At 40.9% G+C, this 20,481-nt stretch carries 22 protein-coding genes; 17 read left to right on the forward strand and 5 right to left on the reverse strand.

Translation table 11 applies throughout. The annotated features are described in order from the left end of the window. The first annotated feature begins 35 nt into the window (after positions 1-35). Genes FR7_RS02095 through FR7_RS02110 form a run of 4 tightly spaced genes read left to right on the forward strand, consistent with a single transcriptional unit; the run spans position 36 to position 3,524 of the window. A complete protein-coding gene (locus tag FR7_RS02095) occupies positions 36-1,043 on the forward strand; it encodes an ABC transporter permease (protein ID WP_007938341.1) in 1,008 nt (335 codons plus the stop codon). After that, on the forward strand, positions 1,036-1,902 hold the full coding sequence (locus FR7_RS02100; RefSeq protein WP_007938343.1) for an ABC transporter permease: 867 nt from the start codon (positions 1,036-1,038) through the stop codon (positions 1,900-1,902). Before FR7_RS02095 ends, FR7_RS02100 begins: the two co-directional genes overlap by 8 nt. 13 nt (positions 1,903-1,915) lie before the next feature. Continuing rightward, complete coding sequence (locus tag FR7_RS02105) at positions 1,916-2,851, forward strand: ABC transporter ATP-binding protein (RefSeq protein ID WP_007938344.1); 936 nt, start codon at positions 1,916-1,918, stop codon at positions 2,849-2,851. 13 nt (positions 2,852-2,864) lie between these two features. Continuing rightward, positions 2,865-3,524 (forward strand): ABC transporter ATP-binding protein, encoded by a 660-nt coding sequence (locus tag FR7_RS02110; RefSeq protein WP_007938345.1) that lies wholly within the window; start codon positions 2,865-2,867, stop codon positions 3,522-3,524. 331 nt (positions 3,525-3,855) lie between these two features. Here the strand turns inward: FR7_RS02110 and FR7_RS02115 are convergent, their stop codons facing one another. From FR7_RS02115 to FR7_RS23765, 3 genes are all read right to left on the reverse strand, one after another. Beyond that, complete coding sequence (locus tag FR7_RS02115; protein ID WP_007938346.1) at positions 3,856-4,656, reverse strand: SDR family oxidoreductase; 801 nt, start codon at positions 4,654-4,656, stop codon at positions 3,856-3,858. A gap of 208 nt (positions 4,657-4,864) precedes the next feature. After that, positions 4,865-5,707 (reverse strand): nitroreductase family protein, encoded by an 843-nt coding sequence (locus FR7_RS02120; protein ID WP_007938347.1) that lies wholly within the window; start codon positions 5,705-5,707, stop codon positions 4,865-4,867. 409 nt (positions 5,708-6,116) lie between these two features. Then, a complete protein-coding gene (locus tag FR7_RS23765; protein ID WP_007938348.1) occupies positions 6,117-6,293 on the reverse strand; it encodes a hypothetical protein in 177 nt (58 codons plus the stop codon). A 656-nt stretch (positions 6,294-6,949) separates the two neighbouring features. On the opposite strand from FR7_RS23765, the gene FR7_RS02125 reads away from it, so the two are divergent. The 8 genes from FR7_RS02125 (at position 6,950) to FR7_RS02160 (ending at position 14,157) form a co-directional block, all read left to right on the forward strand. After that, on the forward strand, positions 6,950-7,732 hold the full coding sequence (locus FR7_RS02125; RefSeq protein ID WP_017531502.1) for a hypothetical protein: 783 nt from the start codon (positions 6,950-6,952) through the stop codon (positions 7,730-7,732). 18 nt (positions 7,733-7,750) lie between these two features. After that, positions 7,751-8,287, forward strand: coding sequence for a hypothetical protein (locus FR7_RS02130; protein WP_007938350.1), 537 nt, complete (start codon positions 7,751-7,753; stop codon positions 8,285-8,287). Further along, entirely contained in the window at positions 8,268-9,065 is a 798-nt protein-coding gene (locus tag FR7_RS02135; protein WP_007938351.1) for a hypothetical protein, read from the forward strand. The genes FR7_RS02130 and FR7_RS02135 overlap by 20 nt, the downstream gene beginning before the upstream one ends. Before the next feature lie 319 nt (positions 9,066-9,384). After that, positions 9,385-9,561, forward strand: a complete 177-nt coding sequence (locus FR7_RS23440; RefSeq protein ID WP_139181554.1) for an efflux RND transporter permease subunit — start codon at positions 9,385-9,387, stop codon at positions 9,559-9,561. A 152-nt stretch (positions 9,562-9,713) separates the two neighbouring features. Further along, positions 9,714-11,138, forward strand: a complete 1,425-nt coding sequence (locus tag FR7_RS02140) for a DHA2 family efflux MFS transporter permease subunit (protein WP_007938352.1) — start codon at positions 9,714-9,716, stop codon at positions 11,136-11,138. Positions 11,139-12,005: 867 nt separating this feature from the next. Further along, entirely contained in the window at positions 12,006-12,707 is a 702-nt protein-coding gene (locus FR7_RS02150; protein ID WP_007938355.1) for a hypothetical protein, read from the forward strand. A gap of 104 nt (positions 12,708-12,811) precedes the next feature. Further along, a complete protein-coding gene (locus tag FR7_RS02155; RefSeq protein ID WP_007938356.1) occupies positions 12,812-13,396 on the forward strand; it encodes a nitroreductase family protein in 585 nt (194 codons plus the stop codon). A 14-nt stretch (positions 13,397-13,410) separates the two neighbouring features. Beyond that, the gene (locus tag FR7_RS02160) at positions 13,411-14,157 is read left to right on the forward strand and encodes an SDR family oxidoreductase (protein WP_007938357.1); all 747 of its coding nucleotides are present in this window, start codon (positions 13,411-13,413) and stop codon (positions 14,155-14,157) included. 21 nt (positions 14,158-14,178) lie between these two features. Here FR7_RS02160 and FR7_RS02165 read toward each other — a convergent pair whose 3' ends face one another. Together FR7_RS02165 and FR7_RS02170 are read right to left on the reverse strand one after the other, a co-directional pair. Next, positions 14,179-14,886: a DUF421 domain-containing protein gene (locus FR7_RS02165; protein ID WP_007938358.1), complete on the reverse strand. Its 708-nt coding sequence runs from the start codon at positions 14,884-14,886 to the stop codon at positions 14,179-14,181. A 135-nt stretch (positions 14,887-15,021) separates the two neighbouring features. Beyond that, positions 15,022-15,615 (reverse strand): rubrerythrin family protein, encoded by a 594-nt coding sequence (locus FR7_RS02170; protein ID WP_007938359.1) that lies wholly within the window; start codon positions 15,613-15,615, stop codon positions 15,022-15,024. 258 nt (positions 15,616-15,873) lie between these two features. Between FR7_RS02170 and FR7_RS02175 the strand changes: the two genes are divergently transcribed. The 5 genes from FR7_RS02175 (at position 15,874) to FR7_RS02195 (ending at position 20,160) form a co-directional block, all read left to right on the forward strand. Next, a complete protein-coding gene (locus FR7_RS02175; protein WP_007938360.1) occupies positions 15,874-16,389 on the forward strand; it encodes a GNAT family N-acetyltransferase in 516 nt (171 codons plus the stop codon). A gap of 294 nt (positions 16,390-16,683) precedes the next feature. Beyond that, the gene (locus FR7_RS02180; protein ID WP_255348811.1) at positions 16,684-17,076 is read left to right on the forward strand and encodes a LysR family substrate-binding domain-containing protein; all 393 of its coding nucleotides are present in this window, start codon (positions 16,684-16,686) and stop codon (positions 17,074-17,076) included. Next, positions 17,073-18,437 carry a hemolysin family protein gene (locus FR7_RS02185; RefSeq protein WP_007938362.1) on the forward strand — a complete coding sequence of 455 codons (1,365 nt, stop codon included), beginning with the start codon at positions 17,073-17,075 and terminating at the stop codon, positions 18,435-18,437. Before FR7_RS02180 ends, FR7_RS02185 begins: the two co-directional genes overlap by 4 nt. A 344-nt stretch (positions 18,438-18,781) precedes the next feature. Further along, positions 18,782-19,378, forward strand: coding sequence for a LysE family translocator (locus FR7_RS02190; RefSeq protein WP_007938363.1), 597 nt, complete (start codon positions 18,782-18,784; stop codon positions 19,376-19,378). A gap of 5 nt (positions 19,379-19,383) precedes the next feature. Continuing rightward, entirely contained in the window at positions 19,384-20,160 is a 777-nt protein-coding gene (locus FR7_RS02195; RefSeq protein WP_007938364.1) for an AraC family transcriptional regulator, read from the forward strand. Positions 20,161-20,481: the final 321 nt, after the last annotated feature.

Genomic DNA, 20,481 nt, shown 5'->3' on the forward strand with positions numbered 1-20,481 from the left:
TAGGCTTATTCTTTTTTGAAAATGAGGTATTTCTTATGGATGTAGGACCTTATTCCGGCATTTTAAAATATATCGGAAAAAGTATAATCAAAATAATTTCACTGTTAATTGCCGTAAGTATTCTTTCTTTCATTCTGGTTTCAGTATCACCTGTCGATCCAGTTCGTGCATTCATTGGCGAAGTTGGTATGGCTAATATGAGTGCAGAAAATCTGGCTAAACTCGAAGCTTATTTTGGCGTAAATACACCGCCAATCGAAAGGTACTGGAATTGGTTTACCGATTTTATTCAGGGAGATATGGGAACATCGCTGCTTTACCGTCAGCCTGTTACCAGTGTTATCCATGTAAAATTTATGAATTCAATGGTTCTCATGACGACTGCATGGATTTTCTCGGGTTTCTTGGGATTCATATTTGGGATTGTTGCTGGCTTATATCGCGACCGATGGATCGATAAAGTAATTAAAGGCTACTCATTACTGATTGCCAGTATGCCAACTTTTTGGCTGGCATTGGTTTTAGTAATGATTTTTTCTGTATGGCTGCAGCTCTTGCCTATCGGATTGAGCGTGCCAATTGGGGTAAATGCCGCAGAAGTCTCCATTTTGGATAGCATAAAGCATTTGATTTTGCCTGCTTTAACGTTGAGTGTAATTGGAATTGCCAATATTACTCTGCACACCAGGGAGAAAATGATAGATATTATGGGGGAAGACTACATACTTTTTGCCAAAGCCCGGGGGAAAAGCAGAATTTCGATTATACGGAATCATGCCCTTCGTAATATTATGCTTCCAGCCATAACGCTGCAATTTGCATCTATCAGTGAAATTTTCGGCGGTTCTGTTCTGGTGGAACAAGTTTTTTCCTATCCGGGTTTAGGGAAAGCTGCTGTTTCTGCCGGTTTGGGCGGCGACGCGCCTCTTTTGCTTGGTATTGCAGTGATCAGCGCAGCATTAGTGTTTGGCGGTAATTTAATTGCCAATCTTTTATATGGGATTATTGACCCTAGAATAAGGCGGGGAAGCGCATATGAATAATACCGGTTCTGTAACTGTTTTGCAGAAATATCAAAGAAAACGATTGAATCAACGAGGCCAGACCCTTATGTATCTGACTTTTGGCAGTATCTTTTTATTGGCCATTACGGTGATTGGTACTTTGGTGGGAGATATAGCGATAACAACGAACTTTACCCAGAAAAATTTATTGCCGCATATGGCTCACCCCTTCGGTACCGACTGGCTGGGCAGAGACATGCTCGCCCGTACCTTGAAAGGGATGTCCATCAGTATTTATATTGGACTTTTTGCTTCGGTTATCAGTACTGTTATAGCAGCCATTTTGGGAGCGGCTGCCGCAACGTTAGGAAAAAAGGTAGATGCCGTCATAACCTGGTTTATCGACTTAGTGATGGGCATTCCTCACCTTTTACTGCTGATTTTGATTTCCTATGCTTTAGGAAGAGGCACATTTGGAGTGGTTGTCGCTGTTGCCATAAGCCACTGGCCGGTTTTGACCAGGATAATCCGGGGAGAAATCCTTCAGTTAAAAGAAGCAAATTATATAAAGATAGCCGGAAAGTTAGGGCAAAGCAAAATGAAAATCGTGGTGAAACATATGATTCCTCATGTATTGCCACAATTTCTGGTTGGGTTAGTGCTACTTTTTCCCCATGCCATTTTGCATGAAGCAGCTCTTACCTTTTTGGGTTTTGGCCTGCCGCCAGAACAGCCCGGTATTGGCATCATTTTGTCGGAAAGTATGAAGTATTTATCACTGGGGATGTGGTGGCTGGCACTTTTCCCTGGAATGGTCTTGATGACTGCAGTTTTACTTTTTGATTTGGTCGGAGGAAGTCTGCGCAAAATCATTGATCCTCATAGTGCCCAGGAGTAAGGAGGTAGAAGCGTTGTCCTGCATGAATCATAAATACATTTTACAGATTAAAAACTTGTCTGTTTCTTTTACGCAATATGAGAATGGATTGCGTAAAATTGATTTAAAAGTCATTCGAAATTTAAATGTTTCCGTGGGCGAGGGAGAGCTTGTTGCTGTGGTAGGGGCCAGTGGCTCGGGAAAGAGCCTGTTAGCTCATGCTATTTTGGGAATTTTGCCGCAGAACTGTGATGCTGAGGGCAATATTTGGTTTGAGGACGAATTGTTATCGCCAGAACGTATCAAGGAGCTGCGTGGGGAAAAAATCGTATTGGTTCCGCAGAGCGTGACCTATCTGGATCCTTTAGAAAAAGTTGGCAAGCAAGTGAGGAAAGAACAAAACGAAAAGAGTGTTCGCAAAAAACAAGAAGAACTGTTTGCTTTCTATAAGCTGTCACAAAACACCGCTGATCTGTATCCTTTTGAATTATCAGGCGGTATGGCACGAAGGGTTCTTCTCACTACCGCAATGATGGAAAGTCCGCGCTTGATCATAGCCGACGAACCTACGCCCGGTCTTCATTTAGAAGCAGCTAAAAAAGCCATGGGTCATTTTCGTGAATTTGCCGATAAAGGGAACGGTGTGCTTCTCATCACCCATGACATTGAATTAGCGTTAGAAGTAGCTGATCGTATTGCCGTTTTTTATGCAGGAACCACTGTGGAAGAGGCTCCAGTAGCAGACTTTCAATCAGACGATACCCTTCGGCACCCGTATACGAAAGCGTTGTGGCGAGCTTTACCTCAAAATGGTTTTCATCCTTTTCCCGGAAAGCAGCCATATGCGAAAGATATGCCCAACGGTTGTCCATTTGGTCCTCGATGTCCTCAGCTTACGCCGGAATGTGAAGGGAATATTCAGGAACAACTGATACGTTTCGGAAGGGTTCGCTGTATACATGCAAAGTGAGGAGTGAATGACAATGATTTTAGAGGCAAAGGGGATATCTTTCGGTTATAAAAAAGGCGTAAATATACTCGATCAGGTTCAGTTCACGGTAGAAAGTCATGAACGAGTCGGTATTGTGGCACCCAGCGGTTTTGGAAAAACTACGCTGTGCCAAATTTTAGCAGGCTATATAAAGCCTGCAAGTGGCCAGGTACTCCTAGACAGAAACGATATTCACAAAACCCAAGGCTATTGTCCGGTACAGATGATATGGCAGCACCCGGAGAAAGCCGTTAATCCAAGGTTACGCATGAAAGACATAATTGGGGAAGGCGATGAAATCGAAGAGCGGATTATCAATGGATTGGGGATTGAACGTGATTGGTTTCATCGTTTTCCCAGAGAATTATCCGGAGGAGAGATGCAGCGTTTTTGTATTGCCAGAGCATTGGGTAAACGGACAAAGTTTCTCATTGCTGACGAAATCAGCACAATGCTTGATCTAATTACCCAAAGTCAAATATGGAATTTCCTGTTAACTGAAGTGACAGAAAGAAAGATAGGACTTATTGTTGTAACTCATAGCAATCCCTTGATGGAGCGCATTGCTACTCGGCAAGTGGTATTAGATACCCAATTAGGTGTTAAACACCACGGCGCTAGCCTTTCTTGCGGTCAATCACAAATGACTTAATGCTGCGTTTAGCACCGTTGTAAGAATTAGTATTTATAAAGAGAAGCTACCCACAATAACTTAGTTAGTAAATGGGCAGCTTCTCTTATAGCTGATATGAGCGATAGAAAGACAAGTGAAAGCGTATTAATTTTAAATGGGACAAGGAACCTGTCGTTCGCCACGAAAGTAATGATTGCCGAAAAGCAAGCATGAGCTATGCTTAACTAAAGATGGAGGAAGGCCCTCCGAACCACCATTCAGGTGGAGGTCTCAAACCACCGTAAGCTGATGTGGTCAAAAGCTCAACCTGATTACCGTCCAGATGGCGACCGGTATAGAGGCGGAACAGCTAAATTTCCCGCAAAGTGCCGCCATCGATGACATGTTCACAGCCGGTAATATAAGAAGCGCGGTCGGACACTAAAAAAGCGACCAGTTCAGCAACTTCTTCAGGACGGCCTGGACGATCTAAGGGAATACCCCCAAGCGACTTTACCATTTCACGCATGGCACTATCATAGTCGGTGCCGGCATCCTTAGCCAATCGGTTAATAAGTCTCGTTGCAGCCTGAGTTTCAATAAATCCAGGTGAAACTGTATTCACACGCACTCCATAAGGCGCAACCTGATTTGCAAGTCCCTTGCTGTAGTTTGCCAAAGCAGCTTTCGCAGCCGAATACGCCATCGTTTCAGTTGCCGGCAAACGGCATCTAATCGACGTAGTGTGAATGATCACGCCGAAACCCTGCTCTATCATTTTCGGCAATAACGCCCGATCCAGGCGAACTGCAGGAAACAAATTGGTATTAAAAATCTGCTGCCAGTCATCATCACTCATCTCAAGCGCCCCTCCCGTAGGTGCAGAAGAGCCGCCGACATTGTTAACCAGGATGTCTATACCACCTAAACGTTCCAGTGCCTCCTTAACGACTTTTTCCACACCGGCAGGTGTACTAATATCCGCCTGAATAAATAAAACAGGCGATAACGATTCAGTGGGAACAGTACGTGCTGTGGTAATAACCGTCGCTCCAGCATCGGCAAGACGCTTAACAACAGCTTCACCCATACCGGTTGTCCCGCCTGTAATCAGAACCCTCTTGCCTTTTAGTTCATACCTGTCAAATGAGTTAGTAGTTGGATTGCTCATTATTTCCTCCTATCCTACCATTTAGTAAATTAATAATGTATCTCTATTGTTAGTACTAATTATATTTTCGACAATTTATATTCTTCCGTTCATATTTTCTCTAATCCTGCCATTTCTATCCACTGAATATCTGCTAATCTCTATAAATGGGAGAGACCGTTGACATGGCAGCGTTTTTAAACCTATAGCTGGGTTAGCTTTGCTGTGACTACTGCCATGTAACTTGCAAAGGGTTTCTATCCACTAATCGTTGATAGGTATATTTCGGATAGCCTACCATTAGTCCACTGATGACACGCATGTCTGCCGGCATGTCCAACAGATTAAGGAGCGGTTCATAACCGGAAGCGGCGCAGTATTCAAATAATCCGGCCCAGCATGTCCCCAGTCCGATTGAGGTTGCAAACAGTTGCGCATACGCTAAGGACAAATAAGCATTGTCCCGGACAGGAGCCGGAGAATTCTTGTCTGCTATTGCCACGATGAAGCACGGAGCGGACCTTAGTACGATATCCTCACTGGTTTGATGATAGATTTCAATCTGAGCAGCAGAATTTGGCGCCCACGGAGAAGCTGCCATTGCGGAATCTCTATTCAACTCGCCTTCCGCCCACTGGGTGACAACAGTAGCAATCGCCCGCAGTGTATCAGAATTAGTCACGACATGGTAGGCGATTCCCTGAGAATTGCAGGCGGTCGGAGCCATACGGGCAATATCGAGAAGCTGCAGTACTTTTTCCCGAGGTACAGATCTTTGGTGATAGTCACGGATGGATCGACGAGAACGTAAGAATTGAGCTGCTGTAGCCGCATCAAGAACTGGCATTTCTTTTAAAGGCATTTGCTTGATGAGCGGGGACTTTGCATTATCAAGTGCACTCTGTGGGCAAATGGCCACACATTGACCGCAGCCAATACAAACTGACCGTATAACTTCCAGCCCATCATCGCCCATACTGAGAACGCCTCGACAAACAGCAATGCAAAGACCGCATTGCGTGCATTTTTCCTGGTCAACTTGAATCAAATCTGTATTCTTTACTTTTATCACCTCCTATTTCCCTCATTATATATAAGGCAATAAGACAATAGTATGTCATATTAGAAATCATATTTTATAAATTGGAGGCGACGCTTGAAATGGGATAGAGGGGCAGGTTGTTTGACCCGAGAGATGGGAGAGGAATAATAAGAAAAATAATCCTAGTATAACGCTTTAAACGTAAGAATTTAGCAGGATTTAGCATTGATAAAGAGAAGCTGCTCATAATAACTTATATGGGTAGCTTCTCTTTCATTTAATCTATCGATAAGATAAAAAGGCAATTTAGATTTAGCGTCTTAATATGGGACAAGGAACCTGTCCTAATGTCCCTACATTGAAAATACGTTAAGGCATTCAAAATCAAACCGTAGGTACGGTGCAATTTTTTGCATTATAAGGTTTGGTTTTGAAGGCCTTATTTTTGTGTGATTTTTCCTTTTACTTTTTCTAAGAATGTATTCATGAGTGCTGCTTTATTAGGATGATTAGTAGGTTTATTGCTGAAACTGGTATCATTCTTTTGATTGTTTTGTTCTCTAGACTTTTTTAGTCCAAAAGCATCATTAGCCTTATTTACTTTTTTTTGACCCATAAGTATCGCCTCCCTAATTATTATCTGCATTACAATAAATTAAATTCAAAGAGGAAGGCTACTAGTTTAATAAATAAGCAATCCCTCAGATTTCGAGTCATATACGGCAGTCATAACCATAACAGAAAAACACGATAAATTCAAGCAGAATCGATTCTAATTAAGATAAACCTATGTTGCGATTCTTATTGGGATTAAAGAAACTGTCAATTGATAAGAAACTTGAAACAGAGCCTTGCTTTGGTAAAATAATGCTTAATAAAAAATATAGCAGGGTTTAGCATTATGAAAGAGAAGCTACCATAATTAGCTAGTTAGTAAATTTATGAGCCATAGAAAGACAATTGAGAATGTATCATTTTAAATGGGACAAGGAACCTGTCTCCGTATCCCTATTCATTTCATTAGCTTATCAGCTGGGATTGAGATAATCGGTTAACTTGCGCTAGTCGGCTAATGTGTATAGAAATTCCCTTTGATGGAAGAATAAAGACTATATTGGCAAACAACACGCGAACCGTTAAATATTAGGAGACCAGCAATATAATTCGATGGCGCCGACCTGCCGATCCTAAGCCTATTCTAATCATTTTTGTCATAACCCTCGTGACTGTGATCGCCTGGCGGCATTCCTATCGAATATGAAAGTGTGTAGAATGACTGAAAAAAAACAGCACGAATCAATAAGAAACCAACGCCGTCCAAAGGGAATCGTGAATCCGATTTCTATGAATTTCATCCACCTCAGAACGCCGTGGGTAATTACCTGGTGGTCAGCTTCTTACCTTGGCTATGCTTATATGATCCTGGGAAGTTATGTAAAAGGCTTTATTTTAATATTCCTGGAAGCTTTTATAAATGTCAATAGCAATTTGAACCTGGGGATATTGTATAGCTTCACAGGGCGCTTTGAGATGGCCAAACAGGTGGTAGATGTCAATTGGTTGCTCTTTTATGTACCGATATATATCTATTCCATTTGGGGAGGATACGGGCTTACTGTAGACCTAAACAAATACTCCATTCTGGCTGACAGGGAAAATTCCAGCATGATACCCTTTAAGATCAGTAGTTGGGAAATCGCCTTTTTAGATAAGCGGAAGCCCTGGATGGCGATGGCGTTGTCCCTTTTAGCCCCCGGCCTGGGCCATTTATACACCCATAGAGTCCCTGCCAGTTTCTATACACTGACGTGGTGGAGTTTCATCGCTTACAAGGGAAATCTATTTCCCTGTATACACCTCACTGCAATTGGTGACTTTGCTGGCGCCACCATGGTAGCTGATCCTTTATGGCTGATCTTTCTGCCCTCCATTTACGTGTTCTCAATTTATGATGCCTATGTAAACACAGTAGAGTATAACAGATTGTTCGAGCAAGAACAGAAGCGATTCTTAATTGACAACTATCAAAGTGCAAATTTTCCAGTACCAGAATAAATATAAGGTGGGTTCTAATTGTACGTTTACGCGTCCTTTGACTATTCGGCCTTTCTTGAATTGGCCATAACCGATCTGGAGAAGCGCGGGATCGCTAGAGAACATATCTTGGCAGTTCCTTTGGACAAAAGGGTTGAGGAAAAAATGGTCCTGGATAGCATTCATCGGGCAGATGGGATGAGCTTATTTGACGGGGCTATGGTTCTGGGAGCAATACTTATGGAGTTAGGCGTTATATATGGCTTTGTCTTAGCTTGGGGGCCGATTATCTGGGGGTTGATAGGACTACTGAGCGGAGCAATTATCGGATTCCTGCTTGATTACTTTTATGGAAGGATATTCGGGCACAAGAAAAAAAGATCACCTCGCAACCGGGTTAAAGCCGGGGATTGCAAGAATACAGAAGTAATACTTACAGTTTACTGCGACAACAGTCAATACGAAATGGTAGAGAAAGTGCTATGGGACAATATGGCCTTTGGGGTAGGCAAATTAGACCGACTGCATACTACGATAGGAAATGGGGCGGCAAGTGATGGAAAAGAAGCAAGCTGAATCCATAAGAAATCAACGCCGTCCTAAAGGAATTGTGAGCGAACTCACAATTAATCTGCTTCACGTAAAAAATCCTTGGATAACGGCCTTCTGGTCAGCAATGTTTCCGGGTCTAGGATTCCTCATCATGGGGAGTTATATAAAGGGCTTTCTGTTGATTATCGGGGCGACCATCGCAAACTCCATGGCACATATTAACGAGGCGATTATCTATGGGTTTACCGGTCAAACTGCATTGGTTAAACAGGTCCTCGATACCAGGTGGCTGCTTTTTTATGCGCCTTTGCAGCTTTTTGCCACTTGGAGCAGCTACCAGCTCACTGTTGATTTAAACAAATATGCACTCCTTGCCGCACGAGAGGATTCAGCAATTATTCCCTTTAAAATCGGTACATGGGACATAGGATTCATCGATAAACGAAATCCCTGGGTGGCGGCAGCTTGGTCCCTTCTCATGCCTGGCCTGGGTCATCTTTATAGCCACCGAATCCCTACCAGCTTTTATTTGCTGACCTGGTGGATTGGGATGTCTTACATGGCCCATCTCCTCCCGGCCATCCATCAGACGCTTTTGGGCAACTTTCCCCAGGCCATTGCCGCGATTAGGCCGGAATGGTTCTTATATTTGGTGGCCATTTACCCGTATTCCGCTTATGATGCCTATGTTAATACGGTTCAGTATAATACATTATTTGACCAGGAACAGAGCCGGTTCCTCATTGACAATTATCAAAATCCCAAGTTTCCCATGCCCGTAATGGATGATAACAGTCATTAAACTCGTTCCGGCATTGAGCAATTTTTGCTGCGATCGAACTTTTTTCTGCATATAAACGATCTTTAGTCTTATTCTATAAGCAAGATAGTTTTTACCTGACGGTAATACTAAACAGGGACAGTTATTTGGCTTGAGATGGGAGAAGCAATATAGAAACCTGAAACAGAGCCTTGCTTTGGTAAATGCTTATAAAAAATATAGCAGGATTTAGTATTATAAAAGAGAAGCTGCCCATAAATCTACTAATCGTAGATTAAGGGTAGCTTCTCTTTGGGTTGACATACCAATAGAAGGATAATTTAGAACGTATCCGTTTTAAATGGGACAGGGAACCTGTCCCCGTGTCCCAATTAGTGCCCCGTCAACCATTACCAGGTTTAACGGCCTCCCCGCCGTCCAATTGAGTGGCAGCCCGGCAGCAGGCTACAGCTCGGGCCAGGCCTTAGCAGCGCTGGAAGAAGTGGCAGCGCAAACAGTAAGGTTAGCAACACGCTAATTACGAAAGGTGCTATGTAAACCTGCTCAGAAAAATTATACAGTTAAGTTTTGGGTTCATGCTAATCAGTTTTGGATAAGATATAAAAATGACATCTAGGTATAAGAAGTATTACTTAATTCAACTGTGAGAGGGAGCGTAAAAAGCTGATCATGGACCAATCTAATCAACAAGTAGAAAAAGGTATACTCCTATTCATTTTAATTTTAGGGGCGTTTTTATCGCTTTTGAATCAGACGATACTAAATGTTGCTTTACCTGATTTGATGAAGCAATTTGAGGTTTCTACAACAACCATTCAATGGCTGTCAACTGGCTTTATGTTGGTGAATGGTATTATAATTCCGGCGACGGCTTTTTTTATAAAACGATTTACGACTCGGCAGCTATTTGTCAGTTCAATGGTTTTGCTGTTAGTGGGAACTTTCATTAACGCCACTGCACCAAACTTCGCTTTTTTATTAACAGGTCGGCTGATTCAAGCTGCAGGTGCCGGTATCATTATGCCTCTATTAATGGTGGTTATACTTGCGGTGTTTCCTGAGGAAGGCCGTGGAGCTGCAATGGGAATAATTGGACTTGTAATGATAGTCGCGCCAGCAATTGCTCCAACCTTGGCAGGGTTCGTTATCGGGCACTTCTCATGGCGATGGTTATTTATCGGCATGTTCCCGCTTGTCGTCATCGTCATTGCTTTATCGCTTAGATATCTGGTGAATGTATCGGAAACATCTAAGCCAAAACTCGATATCATCAGTATCCTTTTGTCGACAGCAGGGTTCGGAGGAATCCTTTTTGGATTTAGCAGCGCAGCTGACAAAGGCTGGGGAAGCGTCGTGGTGCTGGGCTGTTTAATTCTCGGTACTATTTGTCTTGTACTCTTCGTCTGGCGTCAGCTTATGTCGAGTGATCCTTTGCTAAATCTACAAGTCTTCAAGAATCGAATGTTTACTATAACGACAATCATTCTTGTTTTGAGCACGATGGTTATGTATGCAGATATAATTTTGCTGCCTATTTACTTGCAGGAAAGCAGAGGATATACAGTCCTTGAAACAGGATTACTGCTATTGCCAGGCGCATTGTTAAGTGCTTTGATGTCACCTATATCTGGTCGCTTATTTGATAAAATCGGAGCAAAGCCGTTAGTCGTCGTAGGGCTGCTCTTTTCTATCACTGCGATAGGGGGATTTACCAATTTGAGCGAGACAACCAGTTATCACTATCTCATGACAAATACTATCATATTACGCATTGGTATGTCTCTCATTACGATGCCTGTTAATACGGGGGGACTGAATGCACTTCCGAAACACCTAACTGCTGACGGTACAGCAGTTAGCAACACGGTTCGACAAGTAGCCGGTTCGGTCGGAACGGCCCTTCCTGTAACGATTATGACAATGAGAACACAAAGTCATGCCGCTGAATTGCTTCAATCTGGCGATATTTTGTCCCAATCTCAGATTATTAGACAAGCTTCAATACTTGGCATAAGTGATGCTTACATTTTTACTGCGGTTATCGTTATTACAGCATTTCTTGTGACTATCTTCATGCCAAACCAAAAGGAATAAGAGAAAAATCACAGAGGAAGTGGGGACTGCCATACTAGCCCAATGAAGGTGCTAACTAAAAAATTAAAATGGCTTTTCATGAATCAATAAAATAGTAAAAGGAAAGGTGATCTGCTTCATGGGTATTTTGGAAGGTAGAACAGCACTAGTGGTCGGAGCCAGTTCCGGCGTGGGTTATGGTTGTGCGTTACGCTTTGTTGAGGAGGGCGCCAATGTGCTAGCTCGCGCCAGCGGCTCCCAGAATAGGTTGTTAAGATAAGCCCGGTGGCCTACAGATTCTTGCTTAACAAGAGTACTGGATCCTATTGTACGAAATCAGAAGAAAAAAAGCCATTTCAATCAATCTGAGGGGAGTGAAATTAGGAAATCTCTATTAATTGAATGAATGAAACGATACCAATATTATGTAAAAATGAGTGTACAAAAATAATTTGACAAGAGGGCAAAATGTCTAAAAATACAGCGTATACGCAGAAAGAAGTCGGATATCATGTCAAAGGTCTGACAGATATTTTAAATGAAACTTCAATTGAGTACTTTTTACTTAGTCGGCCATTGATCTGTGAAAGCAATTTGATCAAATGATGGGAACAAGATACCGCGCCGGCAAAGTGTACTTCTTGCAATAAATGTTTTCGATTTGACGGAACGGTTTGTATTTTTAACCGTTAAACGCTTATAAAAAATATAGCAGGATTTAGCATTATAAAAGAGAAGCTACCATAATAAATTAGTTAAATAGGCAGCTTCTCTTTTAGTTGATATGAGTGAGCGAAAGACAATTGAGAACGTATTGGTTTTAATAGGGACAAGGACCTGTCCCCGTGTCCCTATATTCCTCTATTTTATAATAATGGGAGTGGAATTATGGAAGAAACCATAAAAAATCTTCAAAAGAAAATTGAAGCAAGATATGAGGCTAATATTCTGCATGTGCTTAATGGTTTTCATATGCTTGAAAGATTTAAAAACAATAATCTTATTAAAGAAAATCAAACCTATGTGCCATTTAATGAAGCAATGTGCTGGGGAGAAGCTGATACTAAAATATTCTCTGATTCTTTTATAGAGAAAAGAGTTAAATCTTTAAAAACGACAGAAGCGGAATATCGAAAAATTGTGCTTGGATCATTAAAACCACTTTTTAAAGAAAAATTTGATAGTATTGTTTTGTGGTTTGGCGATGATATGTTTTGTCAGATGAATTTGATTACAATTCTGGCATATCTGGAACAAAGCGGGTATAAGGGTGATGTCCTTTTTTGCATGGTGCTTGAAAGAGTTGATGACATCTTACCTGATGCATTTAAAATAGATGTTGAGGGTTATTCAGATATTTATAAGACCGTTATATATAACCATGAAATGCCTGATCTAAAAATAATACCTGTTACGTATCAATCCATAAAAATGTATTTAAATTATCAGACAGAAGAAAGCCCGATTATAAAGTATATCAGGAACAACTTAGGCAAAGAACATCTAGTAAATGATTTATTATGTCGGTTTCCTGAGTATGGACTTGGTGACTTGCAATATCAAACTATGATTGAGGATAACCGCAAATAAGAAAAAGCAAAGGAACACGTCCCGCGCTTCTTCTTGATCACAATGATGTGCAAGCTGTTTATTGAGTAATAACTAAAAAAATAACAGAGGAGAGTGCATTCATAATGAATGAAATAATCAAAACAATTCTAACACGAAAAAGTACACGTTCTTATAAGGAAGATCAAATGTTGGATTCAGACCTGGAACTGCTTATTGATGCGGCGATTCATGCACCTACTGGAGGAAATTCGCAGAGTTGGAACTTTACAGTTATACAAAACAAGGAAAAGCTTTTGGAACTGAATAGCCTGGTAAAAGAGTCGTTTGCAAATTTAATCGTCGATGAGAACACCTATCGTTCTAAACGAACAGGAAAAATCTCATCTCAGCAAGAGACGTACAGCTTTTATTATAATGCCCCTACATTAATCATTGTGTCCAATGCGAGAGAATACTCGAATGCCATGGCAGATTGTTCGGCTGCAATTGAAAATATACTGTTGGCAGCTAAGTCATTAGGGCTGGCTTCTTGCTGGATCAACCAGTTAACTTGGTTTTGTGATGAAGAGAAAATGAGAAAAACTTTAACTGATTATGGCATTCCTGAAAACTATATAGTCTGCGGAGCGGTTGCTCTTGGTTATAGTGCGTCCAATGATGACAAACTAGTGCCACGAAAGAAAGCGGATGTAAATATTATACGGTGAGGTGGTCCTAACGGATGGATTATGCTGAGAAAGTTGTTTTAGTAACAGGCGGTGTTAATGGTATTGGAAAGTCTGTCAGCTACGAATTTTTAGTTGCAGGTGCTACCGTCATTATTGCCGATATTGATGAGAAAAACGGCGAAGTATTAGTTCGTGAATGGAGACAAAATAATTATAAGGCAGTTTTTTATAAAATAGACTTAACAGACGTTTCAGCGATTAGAACCATGTATCAATTCATTGTTCGCAACTATAAGAAGCTCGATGTTCTTATTAATAATGCAGGAAAAGGAATTTTTAAACCGATTTGTGAACTGAAAATAGAGGAATGGGACGAGGTTATCCATCTCAATCTCAGAGCTGCATTTGTTACTGCACAGGAGTTTGCAAAATACCATAAGAGTAATAGTTACGGCCGGATCATTAATATTGCCTCTACCCGCTATGTAATGTCCGAACCGAATTCTGAAGCGTATGCAGCTTCCAAAGGTGGTATCGTAGCGCTTACTCACGCATTGGCTCTTTCACTTAGTGCCAAGAATTTTACCGTTAATGCCATCAGTCCAGGCTGGATTGAGAATCATCACTATGAGAAGCTAAGTGTGGAAGATCATGAGCAACACCCCTCTAAACGAGTAGGAAAACCGGAGGATATTGCTAGAGCTTGTATATTTTTAGCTGATGATCAGAATGATTTTATAACCGGCCAAAATATTGTAATTGATGGCGGTATGACCAAAAAGATGATTTATATTGAATAGAGAATTGATAAAGATATCCCATTAATTTTGTTCGCTGTTGACATGGAAGGGCGATATGTAAACTTGTCGATTGCCGTCCACAGTAGCGAAAAAGACGGCTTTAGCGGTATCAAACCCTTGGTTTTTTAGTTGGGCATAAAGCCAATCCTCCGATAGGTGGAGGTCCTTTAATACCTGCCGTAATACCTTACCTTCCTTAATTACCGGATAGGCAATTCCACCGCTTGGTTTTGTGATGCCTAAATCCTGGGGGGTTACCGGAGTCAGTTCCGGTTTTTTGTAAACCGATAATCGTCCGTTTGCTTCGATCAGTGCGATGCTAACCTCCGTTATATTAAATATCCCATATTCTCTTAATAGCTCTAAAATATTTTCCAGTGAGTATTTAATTTTTTTGATGTTCTTTACAATTAAAATTCCGTCTTTTATCACAACTACCGGATCAAAAGTTGTTAACCCTTTAAATTTTTGATTCCGGATTGTTAGTTCGGCAAAAAGCTTTTGCAGGATTCCAATTACTATAACGGCAAATGCAATATAGATATGGTTGATTTCAGGCTCGGCAATGTCTGCACCCACTACAGAACCTAGAGTGATAATGATCAAATAGTCGAAAACAGGCAGTTCTCCGACGGATCGTCTTCCCATAAATAAGGTCACGAATAGCATCAGTGGCAAAATAGTAAAGATCCGTACTGCTATTTTGAATAAATCAGACGCAGTTTCCATAACTACTTACTCCTTCCCCATCCAGTAAACTCTTCCTTACTAATTTACCCAAAAGGGCGCGTCGCTTTGCGTTTTTTTTAAAAACATTTTGCGACACGCCCTAGGCGGCATTATGCTAAAAATAAGGACACGCTTTTATTTTCCAAATGGCGAGTCCTCTCTTCGAACAAAGAATCCCTGATTATGGCTGCAAACCGGACAGATTTGCGGCGCCCCGGCAGCTTTATGGATGTGGCCGCATTGTAGACAGATATATTCGGTGGGAGTGTCGTTTTTAAATAGTTTATTGTTCTGCATTAGCTGTGCATACCGAGAAAAACGCTGACTATGTACTTTTTCAATCTCAGCGATCATATAAAAAGAATTTGCGATATTGGCAAATCCCTCCTCCTTAGCCTTGTCACCGAAGGATTTGTAAATTGTGTCATGCTCAGCAGCTTCATGCTGGGCGGCAAGCTGCAAAAGCTCCTGGATGTTATTCGAATTATCGATGGGGTAGTTGGCGCTTAGCGAGATTTCCTGTCCATGAAACTCCTTTAAGTGATTATAGAATACCTCAGCGTGTTCCTTTTCCTGATTACCAGTATAATGGAAAAGCCAGTATAAGACCTCAAGGTTTTGCGTTTTTGCCTGGGTCGCGGCAAATTCGTAGCGCCGCCAAGCTTGGCATTCTCCTGCAAAAGCCCTTAAAAGGTTCTCTTTTGTGATGCTGTCTTTCAATGCGACCATTTTTTATTCCTCCTAATTTCTTATATCATTAGTATTACCAAATTTCTCATGGTATATAAGAAAAAATGGAACGTATGGTAACCTTCATATTTAGTTCCTATTTTTACTATAGGAAAATATTTTGAGCAGAATAATAAAATATTTACAAGGGAAGCATTTGGCTTCCCTTAAAAGGGGCAAGGAACCTGTCCCTGTGTCCCATTCATCAACGTAGCTTGTAAAATGGTGGCCGTGGCTATCGGTACAGGAGGAATATATATGATTATTAGACCAATAATAGACAATAACATAGAAGCTATTGCTAAAATATATACTGATAATTGGAAGACCACATATCAAGGGATTTTACCAGATTCTTTTTTGAAAGGTATAACATATGAACATTCAAAAGAAAAGTGGCTGTCATATATTCATAAGGATAAGCAAGGAGCCTTTGTTGCAGTAGATGAAAATGATATGATAATTGGTTTTGCTGCATACAAGCCGTATGAGGATTTGAAGAAATGTCTGTTGCTTGATTCATTGCACATTTTACAATCAGTGCAAGGTGGTGGAATTGGGAAAAAATTGATTTTTACAATTGGTAAATATGCTTACAATAATGGATATGAAAAAATGTCTATCTGTATCGTAAAAGGAAATGATAGGGCAGAAGAAATATACACTCATTTAAGTGCGAAGCCCTACAAAGATTTTATTGACGATTTTGAAGGAACGCCATCTAATTCATCGGTTTTACTATGGGATCATTTGAATATATTTGTTTTCAAATAACATTTCAGTATATTAAGAAACCTGAAGCAGAGCCTTGCTTTTGCAAAATAATGCTTATAATGTAAAAATATAGCAGGATTGGGCATTTATAAAAAAGAAGCGATAAAGTAAAAGCAATTTAAAGCTAGCGTCTTTAGGGACAAGGAACCTGTCCCCGTGTCCCATTTCATACGTAGATTTGGTTTTTCATGAGATGTCTACACCAATGCAAATTGAGGCACTTCACAATAAGGATATCGACATTGGCTTTGTAAGAACCCCTGTGATTGATCCGTTCATATCACTCTGGTCAGTATCGCCGTCGTACCGAAGCTGCATCCACTTGCGCAGCGCGCTTCAATATCCATGAGTGATCTGAGCACAGAACGATTTATATTAGTAGAGAGGGAGGTTTGGCCGAGCTGGTATGATGATATCCTCTCAAAATGCCGTGATGCCGGGTTTAGCCCAATCGTTCGTCAACATGTGAAAGAAATCCAGACAGTTGTTGGGTTGGTAGCGGCAGGACTATGTATAAGTATCGTACCAAGATCAACAGCAAAATTACATGCGCGGGACGTGGCCTATGTTACTATTGAAGGAGAAGCCCCACGCGTAGAAATGAGTATCGCTTGGAGAACGGATGACAGTTCAACCTTGGTAAAACAATTTCTCGATACAGCAGCAGGTTATAAAAAAAGGAGGTGAACCGATTCTCCCGGGATTTTTCGGGAGATCGGAATTTATTGGACCCTGCGTCTATTGTGTGGAATTTATTTCTGGTTATGTTTTTAGTGTTATTAAATGGTTTTTTTGTTGCGGCTGAGTTTGCTATGGTTAAGGTGCGCAGTACGCGGATTGACACGCTTTTACAGGAAGGGAATACGCGTGCCAAATATGCGAAGAAACTGGTAGACAATCTGGACGCCTATTTATCGGCCTGCCAGCTGGGAATTACCCTGGCATCCCTAGGTCTCGGCTGGATTGGTGAGCCAGCGATTGCCCATCTTATTGAGCCGATATTGCTGACGTTCGGATTTTCAGCCGCTATGATTCAGACCGTTTCTTTTGCAATTGCATTCTCGGTTATTACCGCACTGCATATCGTTCTTGGTGAGCTGGCCCCGAAGTCGTTGGCCATCCAAAGATCTGCTAGTGTAACTATCTGGACATCGGTGCCGCTCATTGCCTTTTATAAGCTGATGTATCCGGCAATCTGGGTATTAAATAATCTGGCGAACTGGATTCTCCGGATGGTAGGCATTCAAGTGGTAAGTGAGCATGAAGCCGCTCATACTGAGGAGGAAATTCGTATTCTCATGGAAGAGAGTCATCGGCAGGGTTTTATCAATAAGACGGAACTCACGTTTGTCGATAATATCTTTGATTTTGCTGAAAGACATGCCAGTGAAGTGATGATTCCCCGTACCGATATGGTCTGCTTATATGTACAGGATTCCTTTAGTGTTAATTTAGAAAAAGCGGTGAATGAGCGACTCACTCGTTTTCCTGTCTGCGACCCGGATAAAGATAACATCATCGGGTTTGTTCATAGCAAGGATTTGCTTGCAGCGCTTTCGAAAGGCGAAAATACTACACTGCAAGAAATGGTACGGGAAGTCATCGCTGTTCCCGAGTCCATGCCCATTAGTGATTTATTGAAACTTTTGCAAAAGAACAAAGCGCAAATCGCGATCGTGATTGATGAATACGGCGGTACTGCCGGTTTGGTGACGATCGAAGACATATTGGAAGAAATCGTAGGCGAAATCCAGGATGAATTTGATGAAGAGCGGCCAGTTGTCGAAATCCGGGAGGAGAATACCCATTCTGTTGACGGCCGTCTGCTCTTAGGGGAAGTTAATGAAGTGTTTGGGCTGGGGCTGGATGCTGAGGATATTGATACTCTTGGCGGCTGGGTGACATCCCAAGTAGAGATGCCACCCCGGGTTGGACAGCAGGTCGACTATGCAGGCTATGCGTTTATTATCGAGGAAGTCGACAACATGCGCGTTAACCGGGTGCTGCTGCGCAAAATTTCAAATGATGAAGTAGAATCGGCAGAGTAGCGGCTGCCCAAGGCGGCAGGTGTTGTCCATCTCTTGTGAAAAGCGGACAAGCGTTCTCATAATCACCGTCCCCTGTAATAGGTTCTGGAAGGATTTGGCATATATAAAGAGAAGCTGCCATAATACATTAGTTAGTGAATTTATGGGAAGCTTCTCTTTTAGTTGATATAGCGATAGAAAAACAATTAAGAACTTATCGGTTTTAAATGGGACAAGGGACCTGTCCCCGTGTCCCATTGCAGCTATTGAACTAAATAACAAATTTACAGCTTGCAATAATATACTATACGTATTTATTTCTTTGATGTATTATTCATGAGAATAACATTTGAGGAGCGTATAGTATGGACATTACATCTTTTTTAATATACTGCGTTATTATAACCTTTACACCTGGACCTACCAACATTGTTATATTGTCGACGGTGCAGGGTTTTGGAATAAAAAAAGCTATGGAATACACATATGGAGCTACAATTGCCTTTGGTGCCTTACTTGCAATCTCCGCTATATTAAATACCGTGCTTGTGGTTGTAATACCCAAAGTTTTGATTATAATGCAGATAATCGGAAGTCTTTATATTTTGTATTTGGCTTATCAGATATATAATATGGATACATCAGGATCAACTGTAGAACAAGTTGCTACCTTTAAGTCTGGTTTCATTATGCAGTTTGTAAATCCTAAGGTGGTGTTGTTTACAATGACGGTAATCCCAAGTTTTGTTATGCCATATTATACTGAATCCCATATATTAACAATATTTGTTGCGGTTATTACCACTGTTGGTTTTTTAGCATTTGTCACTTGGGTACTTTTTGGGGCGATTTTCAAGGAACTCCTACTAAAGTATCAAAAGCTGGTTAATATAAGTATGTCACTTTTTTTAATCTATTCTGCTATAATGGGGTCGGGACTCGTTGAGATGATTAGGAGATGATGGATATGGAAAAATTCATATATAAAAAATCATCAGATATCACTGCGCTATCAGCTAGTTTTACTGATTTCACATATAAAAAGCATTGTCATGAGGAATACGCATTAGGTGTAACTCTGCGTGGCATTCAAGAATATAATTTAGATGGCAGTTTACATTCATCATATGAGAATGGGGTTATGCTCTTTAATCCTGAACAAATGCATGACGGCAGGGCACATGATAGTACGGGTCTTGATTATGTTATGCTATATATTGAGCCAATGCTGTTCTTGGAGATACTTGGGAAAAGAGATATAGTACGTTTTACATCACCAATTGTCTATAATCAAGCTATTAGAAAAAGTATCCTAAGCCTTTCAAGTGCAATCCTAAGTGAAAAAGATGAAGCCTTATGCAGTGAGTTGCTCCTATCTCTCGTAGATAACTTTAATCCAACTACTATTTGTACAGATTACAAAAAAGATAATAAACGAATTAAAAAAGCAAAGGAAATGATTTATTCTAAATTAGAAGGTGTACTGAGTCTTGATGAAATATGCAAAGAGCTTGCCATATCAAAGTTCCAGTTTATCAGGTTATTTAATGCTAATACTGGAATTACGCCATATCAATATTTTATATTTTGCAAGGTAAATCGTGCAAAGCAATTGCTGGAAAATAACAAGGATATTTACTTGGCTATAGCAGAATGTGGTTTTGTTGATTTATCTCATTTAAATAAGCATTTTAAAAGAATTTATGGAATAACAGCATCTGAATATAAATCAAATTTTAATTAAGGTGGAAATACCTACGTAATAAACAATTTGAAGGAAAGACCAGCGAAAGATGGATAGGGCGAATTTTTATCGGTTTTATGGGTCTCCAAGACATCATTTCACAAGGTTTCATCATGCCAAAGCTTTTGATAAAACTTAGTGATAAATAGATAGCAATTCTTAGAATGGTTTCGGAGATTATAGGATATCATGGAAAAGCTGGTAAGAGACAACTAACCTGTCCCCGTGTCCCATGCGAGGGATATATTTTGGTATAGAATCGTAAATAGACTCACGTCATGCGGAGTCAGTATCGATAGTTAGGCCATGGGAAAATGGCGC

This window comes from Pelosinus fermentans DSM 17108, assembly GCF_000271485.2.
Classification (GTDB): Bacteria; Bacillota; Negativicutes; order DSM-13327; family DSM-13327; genus Pelosinus; species Pelosinus fermentans.